Below are 23,366 nucleotides of genomic sequence, written 5' to 3'. Positions count from 1 at the left end.
CGTTGCAGCTGAAACCGCCGGGAGCCTGACGGCAGGCGTCTAGGCTGTGGCGCATGACTGGGGTGAAGTCGTAACAAGGTAACTGTACCGGAAGGTGCGGTTGGATCACCTCCTTTCTATCGGTACCTCTTCTTCTGTCTCTGCATCTTCAGCGCCCCCAGGAAACTGGGGGCGCTTCTCTTTTTACCCTGGGTATCGCCAGAGCCCGAAGCTTGAACCGGGTACACTGCCACACATGACCGCACCAGACAAAACGGCCTTTGAACAGGCCCAGCAGGACGTGCAGACCCTCAGCCGCAAACCCGGTAACGACGTACTTCTGAAGCTGTATGCCCTGTACAAGCAGGGCAGCCAGGGAGACGTGACGGGCGCGCGCCCGGGGGGCTTTGACTTTGTGGGCGGTGCCAAGTATGACGCCTGGGCCGCGCTGAAAGGCCTGGGTCAGGACGACGCACAGCGGGAATACGTGGCCCTGGTGGCCACGCTGAAAGCGCACAGCTAAGGACGTTGCACCTCACGTTACTTTGCAGGAGAGCACCGCAAAGTCTCCACTCCCGGTGCAACGTCCTTTTTTCGATACTCGCTCCGCTCGGTTGATCTAAAGATCAACAGCGAGCGACTTAAGTCGCTCGCTGCCAAGCCCCCGATCAACCGAGCGGGCTGGAACAGCGGCGCCGCAGAGCGAGTGGTGAAGCAAAGTGCCTCGCACTGGGAATGGACACGTTTCTGCGCCCTTCTGAACCGTTGGCCTGGGGGAGGGACTTAGGGGCTTCAGGCCGCAGGCGGGCTGCACCGGAACAGGGTGAGGCCCGCCTGCGCTTGGTCGGCGTGCGCCCCCATCCTCCCGAACCAGCGCCAAGCGCGCGGCCCCGCAGGGAACACGGTAAGCTGCGCAGCGTGAGTGAAACGCACCCACAGCCCCTGGCAGCGTCCGACCTGATGGCCTCGGCCCGGGCGCGCATGAAGACCCTGGCCGCCGAGTACGCGGCGGCGCTGCCGGGTCGGGACACCCACAGCCTGATGCACGGCCTGAGTGACGTGCAGCTGAGCTTTCTGCCCATGGGCGAGCGCGACGGCGCGTACGACCCCGAGCACCGCGTCATTCTGATCAACAGCCGCGTGCGCCCGGAGCGGCAGCGCTTTACCCTGGCCCACGAGATCAGCCACGCCCTGCTGCTGGGCGACGATGACCTGCTGAGTGATTTGCACGACGCCTTTGAGGGCGAGCGGCTGGAGCAGGTGATCGAGACCCTGTGTAACGTGGGGGCCGCGGCCCTGCTGATTCCCCAGACCCTGCTGGACGAGGTGCTGACGCGCTTTGGCCCCACTGGCCGCGCCCTGGCCGAGCTGTCGCGCCGGGCCGACATCAGCGCCAGCACGGCCCTGTACACCCTGGCCGAGCACACGGCGGCGCCGGTGATCTACGCCGTGTGCGCGGTGGCCCGCCTGGACGCCGAGGATCCGGAGGCGCCCGAGGCACCGGGCAAGGCCCTGACGGTCCGCGTGAGCAGCGCGGCGCCCGGCGTGAAATACAGCCTGCGCCCGGGCACGCCCATTCCGGCGCAGCATCCGGTGGCAGTGGCGCTGGATACCCGGCTGCCCATCGCGCAGGACAGTTACGTGCCGTTTCGCTCGGGTCGCCGCATGCCCGCACAGGTGGACGCCTTTCCCGACCGGCACCGGGTCATGGTGAGTTTTCTGCTGCCCACCCGGGGCGAGGGCAGCGCCTCCTGAACGCGGGCGACTTTACCCTGACCTTCGGGCGGCCGGTGCCCGGGGCGCAGCGCACGGCGCGTGGGTGGCAGGTGCGCTGGTCCGGCACGGCCGTGATGGGCATTCTGAACATCACCCCGGACAGCTTCAGTGATGGCGGCCGGCACCTCGCCCTGGACGCGGCCCTCGGTGCGGCGCGGGCCATGCGAGAGGCTGGCGCGCTGCTGGTGGATGTGGGCGGCGAGAGCACCCGACCCGGCGCCGCCCCCGTGCCGGCCGCCGAGGAGATTGACCGGGTGCGGCCGGTGCTGCGCGCCCTGCGCGGCGCTGACATGCTGCTCAGCGTGGACACCATGAAGCCTGAGGTGGCCCAGGCGGCGCTGGACGCCGGCGCGCATCTGGTGAATGACGTGGGCGGTCTGCGCGACCCCGAGATGCGGGCCGTCTGTGCCCAGGCGGGGGCCCCGGCGTGCCTGATGCATATGCAGGGCGAGCCGCGCACCATGCAGCGCGCGCCCCAGTACAGCGATGTGGTGGCCGAGGTGCACGGTTTTCTGGCGGCGCAGGCGGCCCAGGCCCACGCCGATGGCGTACCGGACGTGTTGCTGGACCCGGGGCTGGGCTTTGGCAAGACTCTGGAGCACAACCTCGCGCTGCTGCGCGCCCTGCCGGCGCTGGTGGCCCTGGGGTACCCGGTACTGGTGGGGGCCAGCCGAAAGCGGCTGATCGACACGCTGGCTGGGGTGCCGCTGGCCACTGCGCGTGATCCGGGCACCCTGGCGCTGCACCTGCATGCGGCGCGCGCAGGTGCCGCAGTGGTGCGCGCCCACGCCGCCGCCGAGCATGTGCAGGCCCTGCGGGTGCAGGCCGCGCTGGCGGGTGGGCCGGTGAGCACCTGAACACCTGCGACAGGTCGGCTGGGGGCCCTGCGGCGCGGCGCGCTGCTCTACACTCGGCCGTGATGACCGCTGACCCTCTGCCCCAGACCAGCCGCGTGGTGTTGCAGGGCCTGGAATTTCACGCACGCCACGGCGTGTACGACACCGAGGCCGCGCTGGGTGCCCGCTTTGTGGTGGACGCCGAACTGTATTACCCCTTCGCCGGGCTGGCCGATGAACTGGACGAGGCCGTGAACTACGCCGAGGTCTACGCCGCCATTGCCGCCGAGGTGACGGGCACCCGCCGCCTGCTGATTGAGGTGCTGGCCGACCAGATTGCCCGGCGGGTGCTGCGCGAACACCCGCGCCTGAGCCGCGTGACCGTGCGGGTGCACAAGCCGTTTGCGCCCCTGCCCGGTGTGTTCCGCGATGTGTTTGCCGAGTTGACCCTGGGCCGGACTGAAGGGTGAACGTTGACCCTGCCGATGACCCCCCCACCGACGCCTTTATTGCCCTGGGGGCCAACCTGGGTGACCCCGGCGCCACCCTGCGCTGGGCCGCCGGACAGTTGGGGGCACTGGGCGAGGTGGCGGGGGTCTCACGGCTGTACCGCACGGCGCCGGTGGGGGGCCCCGCCGGGCAGCCCGATTACCTGAACGCGGCCGTGCATCTGCGCACCGGATTGACAGCACCGGCGCTGCTGGCCGCCCTGCACGCCCTGGAAGCGCAGGCCGGGCGGCAGCGGCGCGAACGCTGGGAGGCCCGGGTGCTGGACCTGGATCTGATTCTCTACGGCCAGGAGCAGAGTCAGGGCCCGGAGCTGTTGCTGCCGCATCCCCGGGCCTGGGAACGGGCATTCGTGCTGGCCCCGCTGCAGGACCTCAACCCGGACCTGCGCCAGCCGGTTACCGGTGAAACCGTGGCCCAGGCGCTGCGCCGGGTGCCCCTGGCCGGGGTTGAGGTGGCGGGCCTCCTGCAGGTGCCCTGAGGCAGAGGGCCACTCCGCCGTGGTGGGCGCTGCTCCTTCAGTTCAGCGCGAGCGCACAGGGGAGGAGGCCCCCTGGCCCATCCGGCGGGCGGCGCTGGACACCCCGGGGCAGCCGCAGGGCGGGAACGCTATGCTGACGGGTGACATGAGCGAGCATACCTCCACCAACCGTCACGGCGGCCTCGGCCGCGCGCTGCTGTGGGTCGCCATTGCGCTGACCGTGGCGCTGCTGGGTTTTGTGACCATCTTCGTTTCGCAGCGCAACCCCATTTACAGTGACCGCGAGGCAGGCGGCATCAGCAAGTTCAAGTTTATTGAAGCCTGCAAGGAAGTGCTGGAGGACACACAGGACCTGACCGTGGGCGCCGGCGGTCAGACCCTGCCCCTGAAAACCCTGGTGGAACAGGGCAGCCCCCTGAAGCCCGGTGACGAACTGCACGCCGAACTGGAGGCCGAGCCCACCGAGATCGTGCGCGCCGCGCAACTGGCCGAGGGCGGCGGCTGGGCCATGACGCTGCCGGTGAACATCACCATTCACAGCGGCGAGCGTGTGAACACCCTGGGCCAGCTGCCCATGCAGTGCAGCCACGACAAGAAGAGTGGCAAGACCACCGCCCAACTGGCCCTGCCCGGTCAGTAACCTGTTCGGGCGCAGGCGGCACCCAGGGGACTTTCCCAGGTGCCGCCCTTGTGCTGTCGCGGGGCGGTCGCCGTTGCCTTTCCTGACGGTTCTACAGCGCCATGTCCAGACCGCTGAGGCATTCCTCGGCGATGGCGCGGGCCAGGGGGTCGCGGGTGCTGCGGGCGTAGCTGACGCCCAGTTGCAGGTGCCGCTGCCCATCTTTGCCCCCCAGCAGCTCCAGGGTCTGGTAGAACGCGAGGTGGGTGTGGGCCAGCAGCACGTCGCGCGTGCGCTCGGGAGGCAGCAGGGTCAGGATATCCAGCGCCTCGCCGTACAACCGCAGGGCGCGGGCCTGGTCGCCTTCCACGGCCCCCTCCCGGCCCAGTTGCAGGGCGCGGGCGGCCGTCAGGTACGCGCTTCGCATGCCCGGCATTCTAGAGGACGGCGTGCCCCCACCCCCAAGGAGCCTTTTGAGCCACTGGACCATTGAAAGTGCCCGCCCCGAAACCCTGCACGAAACAGTCGCCCTGCTGCCCGACCCTGCCGACGCGGCGCGGCGCCTGGGCATCATTCAGGGCAACGTGGCCGCCGGGCGCCTGAACCCCGAACAGTTTCATACCAGTTCCGAAGAATTCCGTCGTATGTTCCGGAATTGTTCCGACCGGAGGGAGTAGGAAAAGAGACGGATTTCCGGGAATTGGAGGAACATCCGGCTCTTTCCCGGATGTGACGGAAATGGACGGAATTCGTCTCAGCTGCTGCGCTCGCCGCGTGGACTCGAAGGGGTGTGCCTGATTCCGGCCGCCCCGCCCGTTCCCCTGCTGCCCCGCCTGCGCGCCGACGTGCCCGAGGCGGCGGCGCGGGCCTTTCTGGCGCACCTGCGCGCCCAGGCAACAGATCGCTGCCTGATTCTGGACAGCACGCAGGCGCCCCTGTGCCTGAGGGCCGCCCAGGCCGCCGGCTGGCACTTGAAAGAGGAGGCCGTGATCTATGCCACGGCCCTGAACGCCGGGCGCTGGCCCCTGGACCCCCAGGCCCGGCAGCTGACGGCCGACGACGTGACAGCGCCCGAACTTCAGGGCCTGCTGTCCACCCTGGACCGCGCGGCCTTGACCCTTCCGGACGGCTGGACCCTGGTGGGTCTGCCGGACGCCTCGGGGCGCCTCGCCGCGCTGGGGGCCACGGGGCCCGGTGGCCGCCCTGACACGGCAGGCATTGACCTCATCGGCGTGCAGCCCGGGGCACGTGGGCAGGGGCTGGGCCAGCGGCTGCACGCGCACCTGCTGGCGCTGGCGGCCCAGGCCTTCGGGGACCACGTGGGCGGCACGGACGCGGGCAACCACGCCATGCGCCGCCTCTTCGAGCGGCACGGGGCCGTCCTGACTCAGCAGCAGCTGATCTTCACCCTACCTTGACCCTGTGCCCGGCCAGCCGCTACAATCCTCTCTTGGTCAAGTGGGGCAGGGCGACCAACAGTTGTGCCTGGGCAGCGATGCCGGCGCAGCGGCCCGAACCCCAGACGGACGCGCCCCGACAGGGGAGAGCAACCGGACTGCAAAGGAGGCACTCACCATGCCTAAGATGAAGACACTGAAAGCGGCCAGCCGCCGGGTGAAGATCACCGCCACCGGCAAGGTCATGGCGTTCAAGAGTGGCAAGCGCCACCAGAACACCGGCAAGAGCGGTAACGAGATCCGGGGCAAGGGCAAGGGCTTTGTTCTGGCCAAGAGCGAATGGGCACGCATGAAGCTGATGCTGCCGAAGGGGAAGTGAGTTAATGCCTCGCGCCAAGACCGGGATTATCCGCCGCCGCCGCCACAAGAAGGTGCTCAAGCGCGCCAAGGGCTTCTGGGGCAGCCGCTCCAAGCAGTACCGCAACGCCTTCCAGACGCTGCTGAACGCCGCCACCTACGAGTACCGCGACCGCCGCAACAAGAAGCGTGACTTCCGCCGCCTGTGGATTCAGCGCATCAACGCGGGCGCCCGCCTGCACGGCATGAACTACTCCACCTTCATCGGTGGCCTGAAGCGCGCCGGTGTGGACCTGAACCGCAAGGTGCTGGCCGACATCGCCGCCCGCGAGCCCGAGGCCTTCAAGGCCCTCGTGGACGCCGCGAAGAACGGCAAGTAAGGGAAAGAATGCGGGGCGGCCCCAGCTGGGGCCGCCCCGCTGCTATGAGCCATGGGCCATAGGGTCAACCCCCAAAGCTCATGGCCCATGGCGCCCTACGGCTCGAAGGTGTCCTGAAAGGCGTAGCGGTCGCCGCGCACCCAGTAGTTGACGTAGGACGCGCGCTTCTGGCCGCTGTAGGTGGTGCGGCGCAGCAGGAACGCGGCGGTGCCCAGCGGCACACGCAGCAGCTCGGCTTCTTCCTGGCGCAGATTCACCGCTTCCAGGTTCTGCTCTACCCGCTGCAGCGGCACCCCTAAGCTGATCATGGTTTCGTGGATGCTTTCGGTGGACAGGTTGTGGTCCAGCAGGCCCGGCACCAGGGTGCCGTTGATGTAGCGCTTTTCAATGACCAGCGCCTCGTCGCCCGCCGTGCGCAGGCGGTGCACGAAAATCACCGGATCGCCGGGCTGAATCTGCAGCACGATGGCAATTTCCGGGGTGGCTTCAATCTGCATGGCGCGCAGCACCGTGGTGCGGTGGTCTGGGTGGCGGGCCCACTCCTTGAAGGGCCGCACCCGGAACATGCCCTGCCGGAAGCGCTTGCCGGTGGGAAAGGTACCGGCGCCCTGCACGCGGTACACGTAGCCCTCGCGCTCCAGTTCGTCGATGGCGCGCCGGGCGGTCATGCGCGAGACATCGAATTCGCGGGCCAGTTGCGGTTCGCTGGGCAGCGGCAGGCCTTCGGCGTAGTGGCCGCCCAGCAGGCGGTCTTTCAGGGTGGTCTTGATGAGCGGGTACTTCGCCATGCATCCCTCCGGGCGTGCCGCTGGCGGGCGGCGCCGTCTTCATCTTAAGTTTAGTGTCAGAAGTACACAAGGTTGCCTGGGATGTGACCGGGTCTGGAACAGCGCCCCCCGCCCCTAGCCGCCAATGTGCGACATCTCCACTTTCTGGCGCTGGGCGGCGCGTTCCTGCTCGCCGCGCTCCTCGCTGTAGCGGTCGCGCCGCCCGGCCCAGACCCCCGCGATCAGGCCACGCAGATCGGCGTCGCTGGCGCCCGAGCGCAGGGGCGCGCGCAGGTCGGTGCCGCTCCCCGCAAACAGGCAGGTGTACAGCACCCCCGCCGCCGACAGCCGCGCCCGCGTGCAGTCGCCGCAAAACGGCGCCGTGACCGAGCTGATCAGGCCCACCTCGCGGCCCTGGGCGTCGCGGTGGCGGGCGGCCACCTCGCCCCGGTAGGCCGCGCCCACCGGCTGCAGGGGCTCGCCGCCGGCGCTCAGGCGGGCCAGCACCTCGCCGGAGGGCACCACCCCCTCCAGATTCCAGCCGTTGTGGTTGCCCACATCCATGAATTCGATAAAGCGCACCGGGGCCAGGTCGCGCAGGGCCTGCCACAGGGCGTGCAGGCCCGCGTCGTTCACGCCGCGCTGCACCACCGTGTTGATCTTCACGCCCAGGCCCGCGTGCAGCGCGGCGTGAATGCCGTCGAGCACCCGCGCCGGGTGGGTGCCCAGGCCGTTCATGCGCCCAAAGACCTCGGGGTCCAGGCTGTCCAGGCTGACCGTGACCCGCCGCAGGCCCGCCGCCTTCAGGGCCGGCGCCAGGGCCGGCAGCAGCAGGCCGTTGGTGGTCATGGCGAGGTCCTGCACCCCGCCAATCCGGCTCAGGCGACCCACCAACTCGGGCAGGTCGCGGCGCAGGGTGGGCTCGCCGCCAGTCAGGCGCAGCTTCTGCACGCCCAGGCCCACGAAGAGGCGGCTCAGGCGCTCCAGTTCCTCGAAGGTCAGCAGTTCGGCGCGCGGCAAGAAGGCGTACCCGGGGCCAAACACGTCGGCGGGCATGCAGTAGGTGCAGCGCAGGTTGCAGCGGTCGGTCACGCTCAGGCGCAGGTCACGCAGGGGGCGGCCCAACACGTCGTGCAGCATAGGGCCGCAGCATACGCGCGCCGGCCCGCGTGGTGGGCAAGCCAGTCTGCTTTTGGGGGCTGGGCCTGCCTGCGCCCGGCCCCCGTTTTGCACCCGGTGCAGTACCGCCCCGGTACTGGTCTGGACCGCTGGGCCCAGCGTGGCGTGGGGGCCGGGCGCGCGGCCGCTACAGTGGGGGCACGTCCCCTCGCCGCACCTGTTTGCCTCGTTCCGGAGGAATGCATGACCCAGACCCCCACGGCCACCGACCATATTGACGCGGTGCTGCACGAAACGCGCGTTCTTGCCCCCAGCGCCGAATTTCAGGCCCGCGCCCGCATAGGCCGCGCCGAATACGAGCGCCGCTACCGCCAGAGCCTGGACGACCCGGACACCTTCTGGAGCGAGGTGGCGGGGGAACTGCACTGGTTTACCCCCTGGACCAGGGTGCTGGACTGGCAGCCCCCTCACGCCCGCTGGTTCGTGGGCGGCCAGACCAACGTGGCCTACAACGCCCTGGACCGCCAGGTGGCGCGGGGCCTGGGCGACAAGCTGGCCATTCTCTGGGAGGGCGAGGACGGCGAGGTGCGCCGCTACACCTATGCCGAGCTGCTGCGCGAAGTGAAACGGGCTGCGAATGCCCTCAAGGCCCTGGGGGTGCAGAAGGGTGACCGCGTGACCCTGTACCTGCCGCTGGTGCCCGAAGCGGCAATCGCCATGCTGGCCTGCGCCCGCATCGGCGCGGTGCACAGCGTGGTGTTCGGGGGATTTTCGGTCTCGGCCCTGGCTGACCGCCTCAACGACGCCCAGAGCAAGCTGCTCATCACCGCCGACGCCGGGCAGCGCCGGGGCGCACTCGTGAACTTGAAGCAGGGCGCTGACGAGGCTGCCCGGCTGACCCCGGGCCTGGAAAGGATGCTGGTGGTGTGCCGCGCCAACTGCGACGCGCCCATGCAAGAAGGCCGCGACGTGTTCTGGCACGACGCCCTGGCCGCCGCCAGTGACGAGCACGAGGCCGAGCCGCTGGACAGCGAGCACCCCCTCTTCGTGCTGTACACCTCGGGCAGCACCGGCAAGCCCAAGGGTGTGCTGCACACCACGGGCGGCTACATGGTAGGCACCTCCCTGACCACCCAGACGGTGTTTGACCTGCAAGACGACGACCTGTACTGGTGCACCGCCGATGTGGGCTGGATCACCGGCCATTCCTACAGCGTGTATGGGCCGCTGCTGTGCGGCGCCAGCGTCCTGATGTACGAGGGCGCGCCCAACCACCCCGACTGGGGCCGCTTCTGGCAGCTGGTGGAAAAGCACCGGGTGACCATCCTGTACACCGCGCCCACGGCCATCCGCTCCTTCATGCGCCAGGGCGACGACCTGCCGGCCCGGCACGACCTGAGCAGCCTGCGCCTGCTGGGCTCGGTGGGCGAGCCCATTAACCCCGAAGCCTGGATGTGGTACTGGCGCGTGATTGGCGGGGAGCGCTGCCCGGTGGTGGACACGTGGTGGCAGACCGAGACCGGCTCCATCATGCTGACCACCCTGCCCGGCGCCTTTCCTGGCAAGCCCGGCAGCGCAGGGCTGCCCATGTTCGGCGTGGAGCCTGCCATCATGACCCACCAGGGCGAGGAACTGGGCCCGGACGACGGCGGCCTGCTGGTGATCAAGCGGCCCTGGCCTTCCATGCTGCGCACCGTCTACGGCGACGACGAGCGCTACCGCAAGACCTACTGGGGCGAGATCGAGGGCGTGTATTTTGCCGGCGACGGTGCCCGGCGTGACCGCGACGGCTACTACACGGTCATGGGCCGGGTGGATGACGTGCTGAATGTCAGTGGGCACCGCCTGGGCACCATGGAAATCGAATCGGCCCTGGTGTCGCACCCCAGCGTGGCCGAGGCCGCCGTGGTGGGCCGGGCCGACGACGTGAAAGGCGAGTGCGTGGTGGCCTTTGTGCTGCCCCAGAGCGGCTTGACCGTGGACCCGAAGGCGCTGCGGGCCCACGTGACCAGGGAAATTGGCGCCCTGGCCCGCCCGGACGCCATTTACATTGCCGACGCCCTGCCCAAGACGAGAAGCGGCAAGATCATGCGCCGGTTCCTGCGCCAGCTTGCCGCAGGCCGGGCCATTGAAGGCGACACGAGTACGCTGGAAGACCCGGGCGTGCTGGACCGGCTGGCAGCCACAGCGCCAGTGTAGGGCGTCACCGCCACCATACCAGCAGTTGCACCTCGTCCAGCACGGGAAAGAAGTGCGAGGGTACTTCCGCCGGTTCTCTGTATGTGCGCCGCAGGAACCGGGCGTCCTCCGCCGTGACGGTGACGGGAACCGTGATGGTGAACGTAGGTTCTGGCGCCGGGCGAGGGGGAGTGGCGGGCCGTCCCAGGGCTGCCCAGGTGGCGCGCAGGTGCGCCGGACCGTGTTCGGCCACCGTGATCCAGGCGCCACGCCGAAGCACCCGCCGCGCCTCGGCCAGGGCCTGCTCGGGGCGAGGCAGATGCGCCAGCACCCGCACGAACAGGGCCAGATCGAACGTCGCGTCGTGGAAGGGCAGGGCCTCGGCGCGGCCGGCCAGAATGCCCGGGCCCGGGTGCGGGTCCACGCCCACGAACAGCCCCGCGTGCCCCCGCGCCCAGGCTTCCCGCCGCAGGCGACCGTCGCCCGCCCCCACATCCAGCACATGGAAGGGCCCTGGGCGTATCACGTCCAGCAGCGCCCCTTCCGGCCATGCCCGCCCGCACAGGCGAGAGAGCAGGGCGTCACGCGCCGCAAGCCGCGTCATTCCATCCGTCCAGATATCCACGTTCTTCACGGCTCACCCCAAATGCAAAGGCAGACAGCCATGCGCCATCTGCCTTGTGCCATCTGCCCTTCCCTTACATCTCCATGCGGGTTTTCAGGAAGTTCGTCATCACCGCGCCGCGTTTGTAAAACGGGTTGTCCATGATCTTGATGTACAGGGGAATGGTGGTTTTGGGCCCCTGAATCACCGTTTCTTCCAGGGCGCGCTTCATCCGGGCAATGGCCTGCTCGCGCGTGTCGTGGTGCACGATCAGCTTGCCAATCAGGCTGTCGTAGTGCGGCGGAATCACGTAGCCGCTGTAGGCGTGGCTGTCCACGCGCACGCCGGGGCCGCCGGCAAAGTGCACGTCGTCCATCTTGCCGGCCGCCGGGCGGAAGTCCTTGTCAGGGTCCTCGGCGTTCAGGCGGCACTCGATGGCGTGCCCGCTGAGCACGATGTCCTCCTGCTGCAGCTTCAGGCCGTAGCCGGCGGCGATTTCCAGCTGCAGCTTCACGAAGTCCAGGCCGCTGATCTCCTCGGAGACGCAGTGTTCCACCTGAATGCGGGTGTTCATCTCCATGAAGTAGTAATTGCCGTCGCGGTCCACGATGAATTCCAGCGTGCCGGCTCCGGCATAGTTCACATGCTGGGCCAGGCGCACCCCGGCGGCCAGGATCTCCTGGCGCAGGCTGTCGGGCAGGGTGGAGGGCGCTTCTTCAATCAGCTTCTGGTTGCGGCGCTGAATGGAGCAGTCGCGCTCGCCGATGTGAATCACGTGGCCCTGGCCGTCGCCCATGACCTGCACTTCCACGTGGCGGAATTCTTCCAGGAACTTCTCCATGATGATCGCGGGGTCCCCGAAGTACAGCCGCGCTTCTTCCTGCGCCTGGGCAAAGCCCTTGGCCAGTTCGTCCTGGGTGCGAATGACCTTCTGGCCGCGCCCGCCGCCGCCCGCACTGGCCTTGAGCAGCACCGGGTAGCCAATCTGCTTGGCCGCCAGCAGCGCGGCGTCGGTGTCTGCCAGCACACCGGTGCCCGGCACCACCGGCACGTTGCTCATGGCGGCAATCTCGCGCCCGCCGGCCTTGGAGCCCAGGGCGCGCATGCTCTCGGGGGTGGGCCCGATAAATACAATCCCGTGCTCGCGGCACATTTCAGCGAAGTCGGGGTTCTCGGCCATGAAGCCGTAACCGGGGTGAATGGCCTCGGCGCCGGTCATCAGCGCGGCCGAGAGGATGTTGGGAATGTTCAGGTACGACTGGTTGGAAGCGGGCGGCCCCACACACACCGATTCATCGGCCAGCAGCACCGGCAGGCTTTTTTCATCGGCAGTGGAATACACCACGACCGTCTTGACGCCCATTTCCCGCGCAGTGCGAATCACGCGCAGGGCAATCTCGCCGCGGTTGGCGATCAGGATTTTCTTGAACATGTGCTTGCCTCCGGCAGAAAGTCGAAGGGTCTAAGGGTCAAAGGGTCTAAGCGGGTTCAAACCTTAGACACTCAGACCCTTGGACCCTCGACCTTATTCAATGATGAACAGCGTCTGACCGTACTCGACCGGCTCGGCGTTCTTCACCAGAATCTCGCGCACGGTGCCGCCCAGTTCGGCTTCAATCTCGTTCATCAGCTTCATGGCCTCGATGATGCACAGCACCTGTCCGGCCTGCACGGTGTCGCCCACCTTTACGTAGGCGGGGGCGTCGGGGCTGCTGGCCGAATAGAAGGTGCCCACGATGGGCGCCTTGACCGGCGTGCCCTTGCTGGCGGTGGGGGCCGGGGCCGCAGCGGGCGCCTCGGGGGCCGGGGTGGGGGCGCCCGCTGCGGCGGCCGGGGCCGGGGTCTCGGCCAGTGGGGCCGGCGCGGCCGGGGTGGGCGCGGCGGGCGCCGGGGCGCTCAGGGGCTGCGGGGCCTGGGGCGGGGCCAGCGGGGCCGGGCCGGCGGCCTGCGGGCCGCGCTTGAGGCTCAGGTCAAAGCTGCCGGTGCGCAGGGCGAATTCGCGCACATCGGCGCTGGTCAGGGCGGAAAGAATCTGCTTCAGGTCATCTGGGTTCATGGCCCCTCCTTGCGGTGTCAAGCTTCGTCGTTCGGTCTGCTTCCCATCATGACGGCTGGGATCAGCGGCGGGGTGTTACCCGCAGCCTAACGCTCGTTTGGCTGCACCGAGTCTAATGGCAAAGCGAAGCGCCGCCCCCGGGGATTCCGGTGGGCGGCGCGCAGCGGCATAACAATCAGGCGCGGCTGAGGTACTGGCCGGTGCGGGTGTCTACCTTGACGTTGGTGTCCTGTTCCACGAACAGCGGCACCTGCACGGTCGCGCCGGTTTCCAGCTTGGCGGGCTTGGTGCCGCCGGAGACAGTGTCGCCGCGCACGCCGGGGTCCGTCTCCACGATCTTCAGAATGACCTGGTTGGGCAGGGTGATGTTCAGGGCCTTGTCGCCGTACATCGCCACTTCCACCTCGGTGTTCTCCTTCATGAACTTGGCGGCGTCGCCCACCAGGGCCGGGGGCAGGGTCACCTGCTCGAAGGTCTCCATGTCCATGAACATGAAGTCGGCGCCGTCCTTGTACAGGTACTGCATCTTCTTGCCTTCTACGTAGATGTCCTGCAGCTTTTCACCGCTGTTGAAGGTGCGGTCCACGATAGAACCCGTTTCCATGTTGCGGAACTTGGTCACCACTTTGGCGCCGCCCCGGCCCATCTTCAGGTGCGAGTATTCCAGGCATTCCCACAGGCCGCCGTCCATTTCCACTTTCGTGCCGTTGCGCAGTTCTGTCACGCTGATCATGGTGTGCTCTCCTTTTGCTGCTGCTGGGTTCTGGCCGGGGGCCCGCCTGCGCCCGCTACCTGCCGTGAGGGGGCAGAGCAGGGGCGCGGGGCCGCGCGGCAACGCTCCAGAGTTTAAAGCATTTGCCCTGTGTTGCGTGGGGGCGCCCGGGCCCTGGGCGGCTGGACGCCGGACCCTTCCCGCAGGCAGTGGGGGTTTGCTATGCTGTTGCGGTTGCACGCCCGCCCCCGCCCCCACAGCCCACAGAGGCTTACGGCGCGCGACGGGAGCGGCGGCGAAGAACGCCCGTAAGGAGACCGCACATGGAACTGAACGCCAAACCCCGCAGCAGCCAGGACAGACTGGCCGAAGGCCTGATCCCCGCCGTGGCTTACAACAAGGACAAGAACGTGTCCTTTGCCATTGACCGCAAGGCCTTTGACCGCGCCTTCCGCCAGCAGAGCACCACCGGGCTCTTCGACATCACCCTGGAAGGCGGCGAAACCTTCCCCGCGCTGGTCAAGACTGTGCAGATGGACAAGCGCAAGCGCGCGCCCATTCACGTGGACTTCTACATGGTCACCTACGGTGAGCCGGTGACCGTGTCGGTGCCGGTGCACACCAAGGGCAAGAGCCAGGGCGAAATCATGGGCGGCCTCGTGGACGTGGTGGTGCACAACCTGTCGGTCGTGGCCCCCGGCCCCCGCCGCATTCCCCAGGAAATCGTGGTGGACGTGACCAAGCTGGCCATCGGTGACCACGTCAGCGCCGGCCAGATTCAGCTGCCCGAAGGCGTGAAGCTGGCGGTCGAAGAGGACCTTGTGGTGATCAGCGTGCTGCCGCCCCGCCTGTCCGAGGGCGAGGCCGCTGCCGAGCAGCAGGCTGCCCAGGTGGCCGGTCTGGTCGCCGCTGGCGAGATCAGCGAGGAAGCCGCCGCCGCCATTCTGGAAGGCGAGGCCACGGTGGAAGAGGTCAAGGCCGAAGCCGCAGCCGACACCGCCGAAGGCGAGAGCGAAGGCACCGAGCAGAACGAGGGCTGAGCCCCCGCTGCCCCGGCCCCCAGGCAACCTTGCCTGGGGGTTTTTGTGGCTGGGCTGTGTGGTTGGCCCCTGGTGGGGTTCCTGAGCGAGTGGGGAAGAGGTGTTGGCCGAGCAAGAGCCATACAGGAGGCGACTCCCTGCACCTCTGGCTCCCAGAGCCCAGGTTCGGGGGACAGCCAGCAGGGAACAGCAAAGACGACCAGCGCGGAATCGGCTGGTCGTCTTTGCTGGGGTCTTTACGCGGGGCTGAGCTGGGCCAGCTGGTCAGGGGTGGGGTCCGGCTCTGGCCTGGGCAGGGGGCCCAGCACCACCCGGTTGGGGCCCCCGGGCTGCGCGCCGTGCAGGGTGTCCTCGGCCTCGCGCAGGAGGCTCAGGCCGTCGCGGTGGCCGCTGTAAAAGGCCAGGGCCAGGGTCACCGTGACGTTGTGGCCGTCCACCGGGCGCGAGGCCACGCGCAGGCGCAGGCGCTCGCAGATCGCCCGGGCGGCGCGGGCATCAGTTGCGCGCAGGGCCAGCACCAGCTGGTCGGTGCCCAGGGATCCCAGCCGGTCGTCCTCGCGCAGGGCGCCCTGCAGCACGCGGGCCACATGGGCCAGGCGGCGGGCCTCGGCGGGGGAGCTGGAGTCGGGGCCGGGGGCGTCCAGGCCAATCACGACCACACCCAGGCCCTCGGGACGATGGGTCACGGCGTCCTGAAGCCAGCGTTTCATGGCGGCGCCCCCCGGCAGGCCGGTCAGGGCGTCGCGCCCGTCGTGACCGTCGCCCAGCAGATCGCGGCGCAGGTCATCGGTGACCCGGCGCGCGGTGCTGTGCTGGCCCACCAGCATCACGGCGCCGGCCAGCAGCAGTTGCAGACCGGCGCCCACCACCGGCTGGGCGGCTGCGCCGGGCACGCGCAGCACGTAGGCCGCCAGCAGGGCCGCCGTGCTGCCCAGCGCCAGCAGGCTCAGGGGCAGGCTGTCACGCCGCCCCAGCAGCCACAGGTGTGAGGCCAGCACCACAGCGGCCCAGGGGCCCAGGGTGCCCATGGCCGGCAACTGGCCCGCTGGCGGCACCTGAAACAGCACATGCCACAGCTGGCTCAGCAGGTAGCTCCAGGCCACGGCCAGCAGCAGGCCATGCATCACCTGCAGCGGTAGCCGGGTCAGGGCGGTCAGGGCCAGCAGGCCCGCCACCAGGGCGCTCGTGACCGCCAGGGTGGTGTGCTCGAAGGCGTCCAGCGGCATGGCCAGCAGCTTGAGCAGCATGGCCAGCAGCACCACGGCCAGCACGTGGCTGCTCAGCAGGCGCCGGTCCAGTGGTCGTCCCCCCAGAATGGGACAGGCCGCTCGCCGGGCCGCGAGGTCAGGCAGAAGGTGGCGGGGAAAGCGGCGCATGGTAGGGGCAGTTCACCACGCGGCCTCTCACCGCCGCCTGACAAGTGCCGCCCAGCGCCCCCGGGCGGGCCCTGAGCCAACCTTCATGCTTGGGGGAGGGGGGCGGCCACCCGCACCCCCGCCGCCGCCAGGGCCGCGCGCAGTTCGCCGGCCAGCTCGGCGGCCTCCGCGCCGTCGCCATGCAGGCACAGGGTCTGGGCGGGCACCGCCACCTCCTCGCCACTGATCGCTGCCACGCGGCCCTGGATGGCCAGGCGCACCCCCTGGGCCACGGCCAGGGCGCGGGGCAGCAGGGCGCCCGGCTGGCTGCGGGGCCACAGCTGCCCGTCCGGGGCATATCCCCGGTCGGCAAAGCCCTCACCCAGGGCGCGCAGCCCCAGGGCGCGGGCTTCACGCAGCATCACGCTGTCCTGGCCCGCCAGACCGAAATACAGCGGCAGACCGGCGGCGGCGGCGGCCTGGGCAATGGCGCGGGCCAGCGTGGGGTCGGCGGCGGCCATGGTGTACAGCATGCCGTGGGGCTTGACGTGGGCCAGCGTCACCCCCTCGCGCGCGGCGACCGCCTTGAGGGCCTCGATCTGCTCGCGCACAAAGGCCGTGACGTCCTGCGGGGCAAAGGTCATGGCCCGGCGCCCAAAGCCCTCGCGGTCGGGAAAACCAGGATGGGCGCCCGCCGCCACCCCAAAGCGCGCCGCGAGGCGCAGGCTGTCGCGCATGGTGGCCGCGTCGCCGGCGTGGCCCCCACAGGCGATGTTGGCCGAGGTGACGGCCGCCATCACGGCCTCCTCGTGCGGGCTGCCCTCGCCCAGATCGGCGTTCAGGTCTATCTGCATGGGGGCAGCATAGCCAGCCGCTGGACTTATGGGCGGGCGTACCAGTGCCGCAGCGCTGTCTCGGCCTGCCGCAGCGCCCGTTCCTGGGCCAGCAGCGCGTGTCGGGCGGCGGCCAGGCTCACCTCTTCAAACTGCACCCGGTCGCCGGGCCGCAGCTGCGCCAGCCGGGGGTGATCAGCCTGAATCACCACCAGCGGCGTGGGATAGCCGCCGTGGGTGCCGGCATCGGGCAGCAGCACAATGGGCCGGCCATCGGGGGGCAGTTGCAGCAGCCCCGGCACGTTGGGCACGCTGGGCCGCGCCGGCTCGTGGGGGGCAGGCACCGCCTCGCTCAGGCGGGCACCCATGCGGTCGGCCTGCGCACTCACGGTGAAGGGCGGCCCGCAGAGGCTGGCCGCCAGCGCCGGGGTCAGGTCTGGGGTGGGCCGCACCCGCAGGCGGTGGTGGGGGCCCACCGGGGTGTGCAGCCCGGGCGCGGGCACAGCCCGTGGGGCCGGGGCGGGCAGGGCAGGCCCCCAGATCAGCCGGTCCCCGGCGCGCAGGGCGCGGCCCGCCAGCCCACCGAAGCCGCTGCGAAGGTCAGTGGCGCAGCTACCAAACACCTCCTGCCCCAGCAGCCCGCCCCGCACCGCCAGAAAGGCCCGCACCCCGGCCGGGGCGCCGCGCACGTCCAGCGTCTGCCCGGCTGCCACGGCCACCGCGCGCCACAGGGGCAGCGGTGCGCCGTCCAGGGTGGCCGCAAATGGCGCGCCGCACAGGCTGATCAGGGCCGGGGCGTCAAAGCGCAGCGCCGGGCCCAGCAGGGTGAGTTCCAGCCCCGGGGCCGCGCCCGGGTTGCCCACCAGGGCGTTGGCCAGCCGCCGCGCTGTGCCATCGGCCGCGCCGCCGCCCGGCACGCCCAGCGCGCGGGCCCGGCGCCCGGCGTCCTGCACGGTGGTGTGCAGCCCGGGACGCAGCACCTCCAGCTCGCCGCCCTGCCGTTCGGGTGATTCCAGGTCAGCCACCCTGGGCCCCCAGGTCCTGAAAACGCACCCGGTCCCCCGCCCGCCACGGCACGGGTTCGGCGCGGGCAAGATCGAAGGGCTGAAACGCCGTGTGCCCCACAAGGCGCCACCCCCCCGGCGTGGCGCGCGGATAGACCCCGGCCCAGGGCCCACCCAGCGCCACGCTGCCGGCCGGCACCTGTTCGCGCGGGGCGGCCAGGCGCGGCATCTGCAGTCCAGGGGGCAGCCCGGTCAGAAAGGCGAAACCCGGGGTAAAGCCCACAAAGGCCACCTCCAGTGGCGCCGCGCACAGGGCCTGGATGAAGGCCGCCTCGCTGAGCCCGGCGTGGGCCGCGCACCAGGGCAGATCGGGGCCGCCGAAGGTCACGGCGATGGTCAGCCGGCGCCCGGGGTGGGCTGGCTCGGCCGAGCCGGTGGCCAGCAGGCGGCGCACTGCCTGCGCCAGGGGCCCGGCGTCGGTGCGCAGGGGGTCAAACAGCAGCGTGACCTGCCCCAGTGCCGGGACCGCGTCCAGCAGACCGGGGGGCGGCTGCTGGGTCAGCCGGCTGACCAGGGCGCGCGCCTGCGGGGTGTAAACCACCAGTGCGGCGTCGCCCAGCGGCGTGAAGGTGGGCGCGGCGCCGGACATGGCCGCAGCATAGCCGGGCCCCGGCCGGAACGGTGGCGCCCGGCACTCGCTAGGCTGTGCCCATGCTTCCCCGCACCGTTCGCGCCGTGGCTGTGCAGCCCCAGTGGCACGCCACCGATTTCATCTCGGCCCCGCGCTTTCGCCGCTGGCTGCGCGCGCAGCTGAATGCGGCCCGGCCGCACCTTGCGCCGGACCGGCCCAATCTGGTCGTGCTGACCGAACTCAACGGCCTGCCGCTGGTGCTGCGTGGTGGGGGCTGGGCGCTGCGGCTGGGCACCTTCCAGCGGGTGGCGCTGGCGCTGTTTGTGGCCCGGCTGCCGCGCACCCTGCCGCTGCTGCTGCGCGAACGGGTTTCGCCGGTGCGGGCGCTGCAACTGGCGACCATAGACGAGAACGCGGCGCTGTACCTGCACACCTGCCGCGAGCTGGCGCGCGAGTTCGGTGTGTACCTGTGCTGCGGGTCGGCCCCCATGCCGCGCTACGAGCGCGTGGGCGCCCAGCTGCGCCGCGTGCCCGGGGTGCTGACCAATCAGACCGTGCTGTTTGGCCCCCAGGGCGACCTGATCGGCACCGCCGACAAGGTGCACCTGACTCCGGATGAAGAGGCAGGTGGAGTGGACCTGAGCCCCGGGCAGCTGGAGGAGCTGCGCGTGTTTCCCACGCCGGCCGGGGACCTGGGCGTGGCCATCAGCCTGGACGCCTTCCGGGCCGATGTGATTGGCCGCCTGGAGGCGCAGGGCTGCACGGTGCTGCTGCAGCCCGACGCCAATGGCTCGCCCTGGACCGCCCGCGAGGGCCTGCCGCCGGACCCCGAAAACGTGCGCGACCAGCCGGTGGCGTGGCTGGAGAGCAGCTGGCAGGTGACCGCCACCAGCCCCCAGATTCGCTACGCGGTCAATCCCATGGTGGTGGGCAACCTGCTGGACCTGACCTTCGATGGCCAGAGCGCCATCACTGGCCCCGCCGACGAGGCGCCGCAGCCCCGGAGTTACGTGATGACGGCCCCCCGCCCCGGCTTTCTGGCCCTGGCCCCCTGGGTGGGCGAGGGGGCCCATAAGACCCTGCGAGAACTGGGCGCGCAGCGCGCAGCGGGGAGCGGCCACCCGGAGGAAAACGCCTATCACACGGCTGTGCTGAGCGCCGACCTGACGCTGCCCCCACAGACCCGGCCCCAGCCCCCCGCCACCCCCCACGAAGAAGCTCTGCGCGCCCTGCTGCGCGGTGAGGCGCGGCCCTCCCGGCACGCGGGGGCCTGGCTGCCCCTGGCACTGGCGGCGGTGGCCCTGTGGGGCTGGCGCCGCAGGCGTTGACAAGGTCGGCGCGTGCTCATATACTTCCCCTCGCGCTTAGGACACCCGACAGCGCGCCCCACCACGCCGGGGGGGTTGGCCGAGTGGTTGAAGGCAACGGTCTTGAAAACCGTAGTAGGGCAACCTACCGGGGGTTCGAATCCCTCACCCCTCGCCAAACATGACAATCCAGACGCAGTATGGAGAGATGGGTGAGTGGCTTAAACCAAGCGTTTGCTAAACGCTCGTAGGGGTTATTCTCTACCGCGAGTTCGAATCTCGCTCTCTCCGCCACGTGTCACCCAGGATGTGCCCGTAGCTCAGCTGGATAGAGCGTCTGACTACGGATCAGAAGGCCAGGAGTTCGAATCTCTTCGGGCACGCCAGACAGAAACCCCGCCGCAAGGTGGGGTTTTCGCTGTTGTGCCCTGTGGTGTACTGGGCCACTTCTGTGCAGCTCTGCGAGTCCCTCCGGTTGGAGGAATGCTGTCCTGAGAGACCGCATGTTTCGGCAGCCGTAATACGGATTCCGTTCATTTCCGTAACATCCGGGAAGAAGGGGGATGTTCCCCGCCTTCGGCGCTGTTCCAGCCCAATTCCCGGAAATCCGCATCTTTTCCTGCTCCCTTCGGTCGAAAAAATTCCGTAACGAGTTACGGAATTTTTCGGAACCCGTATAACATCCGGGACGCCTCTGATGCCAAAGCCTCTTGAGAAGCGCGCAGGGGTGCTGTTCCATCGCCGGAGTCCCGTCTTTTCTCGTGCTCGGTCTGCAGGCCAGCACTGCGAGTCTGCGCACCCCTCGCCTGCGGCTCACCTGAGTTCCGTCTCACGTCTGCTGTTCAGAGACAGGTCCTGTGTCGGGCCTCTGCCCTCCGCCACTCCGGGGTGGGCAATGCCGGCCGTCGGAGAGCGCCGCCCTTCGGGTGTAGGGAAGCGGGCCGGAGCGCCCAGGCAAGGCCGCCGTGTGGTGCCTGTCCCGGCCTCCGGCTAGGCGCCGCCGCGCCGCGCCCGCTTCTCGGCCTCAATCGCCCGCTGCAACTCCTGAATCTGGCGCAGCAGCCCCAACTGCTCTGCTGGTGCGGCCCCCGCCACCTGGGTCTTGAGCAGGTCCACCTCGGCGCGCAGGGCGTCAATGCTCAGGCCCACCTGAATGTCGTCCACGGCCGCCGCTGCGTAGGCGCCCACCTTCTGCTCGTACTGGTGGCTGTTTTCCCGGCCAATCGTCCCCGAATCCCGCCCCTCGAACATCAGGCGGATGAGCAGCTGTTCTTCGGGCTGCCCCCGGAAGATGTCCAGAATGTCGTCGGGGCTCTGGGCGCCGCGCGCGGCCAGCATGACCTTGCGCACGGCCTCGTTGCGCCAGGGCATGGAGCCGTCCAGCTTGGCCAGCAGGCTGGGGTCCACCAGCAGCTGCTTCAGGAGCGCCAGTTCGCGGTCCTCCTCGTGGCGCGCGGTGCTCATGCCGGCAAGGTGGGTGTCGGTCAGCGTGCGGCGCTTGGCCTTGCTGGCAATCCATTCCATCAGGGCCTCGGGTTTGATGCCCAGCGTCTCGCAGGCGGCGGCGCGCACGCCCTCGGCAATCTCGTCCAGGGGGTCGAGGTTCTGCATGCGCGGCAGCAGCTCCAGCAGAATGCGGCGCTTGCCCTCGCTGGTGGCGGTGCCGTGTTTTTCAATGGCGGCCTGCACGCGGTAACGAACCTCGTCCAGTCCACTGGCCAGCGCCCGGCGCAGGCTGTCAACGTCGCCCGCCAGCAGGGTGTCGGCCGGGTCCTTCCCGCTGGGCACGCTGGTGGCGCGCACCCGGAACTTGGCCCCCAGCACCTGGTCCAGCCCGGAAAGGGTGGCCTTCAGGCCCGCCTCATCGCGGTCAAACAGCAGCACGATGCTCTGCGCGCCCAGGCGTTCGAGCAGCGTGGCGTGCTCGGCGGTCAGGGCAGTACCCAGGGAGGCCACGGCGCCGGTAAAGCCGTGCTGGTGCATGGTGATCACGTCCATGTACCCTTCCACTACCACCAGTTCGGTGCCGCTGCCCAGGCCAGTGCGGGCCTTGTCCAGGCCGTACAGCAGTTCGCCCTTGCGAAAGGCCTCGGTTTCCGGGGTGTTGAGGTACTTGGGCTTGCTGTCGTCCAGTACCCGGCCCCCAAAGCCCACCAGCCGGCCCAGGTGATCGCGGATAGGAAACATCACCCGGGCGCGGAAGCGGTCGTACACGCGGCCCGATTCCGGGTTCTCGGTCAGCAGGCCGGCGTCCAGCAGCTGCCTTTCGCTGACGCCCTTCACGCGGGCGTGTTTGAGCAGGCCGTCCCAGCCGTCCGGGGCAAAGCCCAGTTCAAAGGCGTCCACGGTGGCCGGGGTCAGTCCGCGCCGGGTCAGGTACTCGCGCGCGGCGGTGCCCAGGGGCCCGGCCAGGCTGTCGCGGAAATAGGCCAGAGCGAAGGCGTTCACGTCGTACAGGTCGCGGCTGCTTCTCTCGCCGTACTTGGCCTCCACCTGCACGCCCGCCTTTTCCGCCAGCTTGCGCAGGGCGTCTCCGAAGCTCAGGTTCTCGGTTCGCTGCACGAAGGCAAACACGTCTCCGCCCGCCTTGCAGCCGAAGCAGTAGAAATAACCCTGCTCGGTGTCCACCTGAAAGCTGGGGCTCTTTTCCTTGTGAAAGGGGCACAGGCCCTTCAGGCGGCCCTTGCCCGCCGGGGCGAGGCGCACGTATTCGCCCACCACGTCCGCGATGCTCAGCCGCGAACGAACGTCCTCCTTGGTGCCGATGTGTCCTCACCCCCCTGGGCACGCAGGCCCGTTAGACGGCCAGTGTACTCCCCACCCGACAGTTCCGGCTAGGGGGCAAAAATGACCTCTGGGACAACAAAAAATGGGGGCGGCGTGGCAAGGCCGTGCAGGGCGGCATTCCCTGCAGCGCCAGCCACGTAACCCTGCCTGAAGGCCCCCCTCATCCCCCCCAGGCGCAGGCGGGACAGGCTGAGGCATGACCACCTACAAAGTCAGCCAGCGCGACACCACCCACGGCCCAGACGGCGAGCACCACCTGATTCGCGGCCAGCACGCCAGCATGCGCCTGTGGCACCGCGAGGAGCCCGCAGGCGAGAAGCCCGAGACCCGCGCCGAGTACGAGACCCTGGGCTACGTGATCTCGGGCCGCGCCGAGCTGACGGTGGACGGCCAGACGGTCACGCTGGAACCCGGCGACTCTTACTGCGTACCCATGAATGCGCCGCACCGCTACCGCATTCTGGAGACGCTGACGGCCGTGGAGGTCACCACGCCGCCCACGGGCAAGTAACCGGCTTTCGCTGCCCCAGGCCGCGCCCGGAGCCCCCTTCCGGCGCGGCCTTTTGCTTGTGTGGGCCCTCATGAACCCCCCTTCAGCGCGCCGTCACCTCATCGCCCGGCTTTGCCGCCACGCTGGGGCG

General features: G+C 69.5%; 26 protein-coding genes, 3 tRNA genes and 1 rRNA gene. 18 read left to right on the top strand and 12 right to left on the bottom strand.

What is annotated here, in order from left to right; genetic code table 11:
- The 7 genes from C8263_RS08440 to C8263_RS08410 form a co-directional block, all read left to right on the top strand.
- Positions 1 to 116: ribosomal RNA gene (locus C8263_RS08440) — 16S ribosomal RNA — on the top strand; the annotation flags it as partial.
- 119 nt (positions 117 to 235) lie between these two features.
- Positions 236 to 502, top strand: coding sequence for an acyl-CoA-binding protein (locus C8263_RS08435; RefSeq protein ID WP_107137666.1), 267 nt, complete (start codon positions 236 to 238; stop codon positions 500 to 502).
- A 458-nt stretch (positions 503 to 960) separates the two neighbouring features.
- Complete coding sequence (locus C8263_RS08430; RefSeq protein WP_107137686.1) at positions 961 to 1,734, top strand: ImmA/IrrE family metallo-endopeptidase; 774 nt, start codon at positions 961 to 963, stop codon at positions 1,732 to 1,734.
- Positions 1,735 to 1,769: 35 nt separating this feature from the next.
- Positions 1,770 to 2,612, top strand: coding sequence for a dihydropteroate synthase (gene folP, locus C8263_RS08425; RefSeq protein ID WP_233218724.1), 843 nt, complete (start codon positions 1,770 to 1,772; stop codon positions 2,610 to 2,612).
- A 62-nt stretch (positions 2,613 to 2,674) separates the two neighbouring features.
- Complete coding sequence (folB, locus tag C8263_RS08420) at positions 2,675 to 3,061, top strand: dihydroneopterin aldolase (protein WP_107137665.1); 387 nt, start codon at positions 2,675 to 2,677, stop codon at positions 3,059 to 3,061.
- The gene (folK, locus tag C8263_RS08415; protein WP_107137664.1) at positions 3,058 to 3,579 is read left to right on the top strand and encodes a 2-amino-4-hydroxy-6-hydroxymethyldihydropteridine diphosphokinase; all 522 of its coding nucleotides are present in this window, start codon (positions 3,058 to 3,060) and stop codon (positions 3,577 to 3,579) included. The genes folB and folK overlap by 4 nt, the downstream gene beginning before the upstream one ends.
- Before the next feature lie 145 nt (positions 3,580 to 3,724).
- Positions 3,725 to 4,219, top strand: a complete 495-nt coding sequence (locus C8263_RS08410) for a hypothetical protein (RefSeq protein ID WP_107137684.1) — start codon at positions 3,725 to 3,727, stop codon at positions 4,217 to 4,219.
- Positions 4,220 to 4,310: 91 nt separating this feature from the next.
- Here C8263_RS08410 and C8263_RS08405 read toward each other — a convergent pair whose 3' ends face one another.
- Positions 4,311 to 4,625: a hypothetical protein gene (locus C8263_RS08405; protein ID WP_107137663.1), complete on the bottom strand. Its 315-nt coding sequence runs from the start codon at positions 4,623 to 4,625 to the stop codon at positions 4,311 to 4,313.
- Positions 4,626 to 4,671: 46 nt separating this feature from the next.
- Here C8263_RS08405 and C8263_RS08400 point away from each other — a divergent pair, with 46 nt between their 5' ends.
- From C8263_RS08400 to rplT, 4 genes are all read left to right on the top strand, one after another.
- Positions 4,672 to 4,875 (top strand): hypothetical protein, encoded by a 204-nt coding sequence (locus C8263_RS08400; protein WP_107137662.1) that lies wholly within the window; start codon positions 4,672 to 4,674, stop codon positions 4,873 to 4,875.
- A 111-nt stretch (positions 4,876 to 4,986) separates the two neighbouring features.
- On the top strand, positions 4,987 to 5,616 hold the full coding sequence (locus C8263_RS08395) for a GNAT family N-acetyltransferase (RefSeq protein WP_158263770.1): 630 nt from the start codon (positions 4,987 to 4,989) through the stop codon (positions 5,614 to 5,616).
- A gap of 157 nt (positions 5,617 to 5,773) precedes the next feature.
- Complete coding sequence (gene rpmI / locus C8263_RS08390) at positions 5,774 to 5,974, top strand: 50S ribosomal protein L35 (RefSeq protein WP_107137660.1); 201 nt, start codon at positions 5,774 to 5,776, stop codon at positions 5,972 to 5,974.
- Positions 5,975 to 5,978: 4 nt separating this feature from the next.
- Positions 5,979 to 6,332: a 50S ribosomal protein L20 gene (rplT, locus tag C8263_RS08385; RefSeq protein ID WP_107137659.1), complete on the top strand. Its 354-nt coding sequence runs from the start codon at positions 5,979 to 5,981 to the stop codon at positions 6,330 to 6,332.
- Positions 6,333 to 6,427: 95 nt separating this feature from the next.
- Here the strand turns inward: rplT and C8263_RS08380 are convergent, their stop codons facing one another.
- Positions 6,428 to 7,120, bottom strand: a complete 693-nt coding sequence (locus tag C8263_RS08380) for a GntR family transcriptional regulator (protein WP_107137658.1) — start codon at positions 7,118 to 7,120, stop codon at positions 6,428 to 6,430.
- A 114-nt stretch (positions 7,121 to 7,234) separates the two neighbouring features.
- Complete coding sequence (gene moaA / locus C8263_RS08375; protein WP_107137657.1) at positions 7,235 to 8,239, bottom strand: GTP 3',8-cyclase MoaA; 1,005 nt, start codon at positions 8,237 to 8,239, stop codon at positions 7,235 to 7,237.
- A gap of 222 nt (positions 8,240 to 8,461) precedes the next feature.
- Between moaA and acs the strand changes: the two genes are divergently transcribed.
- Positions 8,462 to 10,417 (top strand): acetate--CoA ligase, encoded by a 1,956-nt coding sequence (gene acs / locus C8263_RS08370; RefSeq protein WP_107137656.1) that lies wholly within the window; start codon positions 8,462 to 8,464, stop codon positions 10,415 to 10,417.
- A 4-nt stretch (positions 10,418 to 10,421) separates the two neighbouring features.
- Here acs and C8263_RS08365 read toward each other — a convergent pair whose 3' ends face one another.
- From C8263_RS08365 to efp, 4 genes are all read right to left on the bottom strand, one after another.
- Positions 10,422 to 11,000 (bottom strand): class I SAM-dependent methyltransferase, encoded by a 579-nt coding sequence (locus C8263_RS08365; RefSeq protein ID WP_233218723.1) that lies wholly within the window; start codon positions 10,998 to 11,000, stop codon positions 10,422 to 10,424.
- A 94-nt stretch (positions 11,001 to 11,094) separates the two neighbouring features.
- The gene (gene accC, locus C8263_RS08360; protein ID WP_107137654.1) at positions 11,095 to 12,432 is read right to left on the bottom strand and encodes an acetyl-CoA carboxylase biotin carboxylase subunit; all 1,338 of its coding nucleotides are present in this window, start codon (positions 12,430 to 12,432) and stop codon (positions 11,095 to 11,097) included.
- 93 nt (positions 12,433 to 12,525) lie between these two features.
- Positions 12,526 to 13,056 (bottom strand): acetyl-CoA carboxylase biotin carboxyl carrier protein, encoded by a 531-nt coding sequence (accB, locus tag C8263_RS08355; RefSeq protein ID WP_107137653.1) that lies wholly within the window; start codon positions 13,054 to 13,056, stop codon positions 12,526 to 12,528.
- A 175-nt stretch (positions 13,057 to 13,231) separates the two neighbouring features.
- Entirely contained in the window at positions 13,232 to 13,789 is a 558-nt protein-coding gene (efp, locus tag C8263_RS08350) for an elongation factor P (protein ID WP_107137652.1), read from the bottom strand.
- A 302-nt stretch (positions 13,790 to 14,091) separates the two neighbouring features.
- Here efp and C8263_RS08345 point away from each other — a divergent pair, with 302 nt between their 5' ends.
- Positions 14,092 to 14,808 carry a 50S ribosomal protein L25/general stress protein Ctc gene (locus C8263_RS08345; protein WP_107137651.1) on the top strand — a complete coding sequence of 239 codons (717 nt, stop codon included), beginning with the start codon at positions 14,092 to 14,094 and terminating at the stop codon, positions 14,806 to 14,808.
- Between the two features lie 236 nt (positions 14,809 to 15,044).
- Here the strand turns inward: C8263_RS08345 and C8263_RS08340 are convergent, their stop codons facing one another.
- The 4 genes from C8263_RS08340 to C8263_RS08325 form a co-directional block, all read right to left on the bottom strand.
- Positions 15,045 to 16,184 (bottom strand): GGDEF domain-containing protein, encoded by a 1,140-nt coding sequence (locus C8263_RS08340; protein WP_107137650.1) that lies wholly within the window; start codon positions 16,182 to 16,184, stop codon positions 15,045 to 15,047.
- An 83-nt stretch (positions 16,185 to 16,267) separates the two neighbouring features.
- Entirely contained in the window at positions 16,268 to 17,017 is a 750-nt protein-coding gene (gene pxpA, locus C8263_RS08335; protein WP_107137649.1) for a 5-oxoprolinase subunit PxpA, read from the bottom strand.
- 26 nt (positions 17,018 to 17,043) lie between these two features.
- The gene (locus C8263_RS08330; RefSeq protein WP_233218722.1) at positions 17,044 to 18,021 is read right to left on the bottom strand and encodes a 5-oxoprolinase subunit C family protein; all 978 of its coding nucleotides are present in this window, start codon (positions 18,019 to 18,021) and stop codon (positions 17,044 to 17,046) included.
- On the bottom strand, positions 18,014 to 18,649 hold the full coding sequence (locus C8263_RS08325) for a 5-oxoprolinase subunit B family protein (RefSeq protein WP_107137648.1): 636 nt from the start codon (positions 18,647 to 18,649) through the stop codon (positions 18,014 to 18,016). The genes C8263_RS08330 and C8263_RS08325 overlap by 8 nt, the downstream gene beginning before the upstream one ends.
- 62 nt (positions 18,650 to 18,711) lie before the next feature.
- On the opposite strand from C8263_RS08325, the gene C8263_RS08320 reads away from it, so the two are divergent.
- The 4 genes from C8263_RS08320 (at position 18,712) to C8263_RS08305 (ending at position 20,324) form a co-directional block, all read left to right on the top strand.
- Positions 18,712 to 19,959 carry a nitrilase-related carbon-nitrogen hydrolase gene (locus C8263_RS08320; RefSeq protein WP_107137647.1) on the top strand — a complete coding sequence of 416 codons (1,248 nt, stop codon included), beginning with the start codon at positions 18,712 to 18,714 and terminating at the stop codon, positions 19,957 to 19,959.
- A 69-nt stretch (positions 19,960 to 20,028) separates the two neighbouring features.
- A tRNA-Ser gene (locus tag C8263_RS08315) sits at positions 20,029 to 20,116 on the top strand.
- 24 nt (positions 20,117 to 20,140) lie between these two features.
- Positions 20,141 to 20,232 (top strand) — tRNA-Ser (locus C8263_RS08310).
- Positions 20,233 to 20,247: 15 nt separating this feature from the next.
- A tRNA-Arg gene (locus C8263_RS08305) sits at positions 20,248 to 20,324 on the top strand.
- 604 nt (positions 20,325 to 20,928) lie between these two features.
- Here the strand turns inward: C8263_RS08305 and dnaG are convergent.
- Positions 20,929 to 22,704, bottom strand: coding sequence for a DNA primase (dnaG, locus tag C8263_RS08300; RefSeq protein ID WP_107137646.1), 1,776 nt, complete (start codon positions 22,702 to 22,704; stop codon positions 20,929 to 20,931).
- 217 nt (positions 22,705 to 22,921) lie between these two features.
- On the opposite strand from dnaG, the gene C8263_RS08295 reads away from it, so the two are divergent.
- On the top strand, positions 22,922 to 23,236 hold the full coding sequence (locus tag C8263_RS08295; protein ID WP_107137645.1) for a cupin domain-containing protein: 315 nt from the start codon (positions 22,922 to 22,924) through the stop codon (positions 23,234 to 23,236).
- Positions 23,237 to 23,366: the final 130 nt, after the last annotated feature.

The organism is Deinococcus arcticus, assembly GCF_003028415.1.
Taxonomy (GTDB): domain Bacteria; phylum Deinococcota; class Deinococci; order Deinococcales; family Deinococcaceae; genus Deinococcus; species Deinococcus arcticus.
The sequence above is the reverse complement of the archived record's forward strand: the minus strand, read 5'-3'. Positions and strand labels throughout refer to the sequence as shown.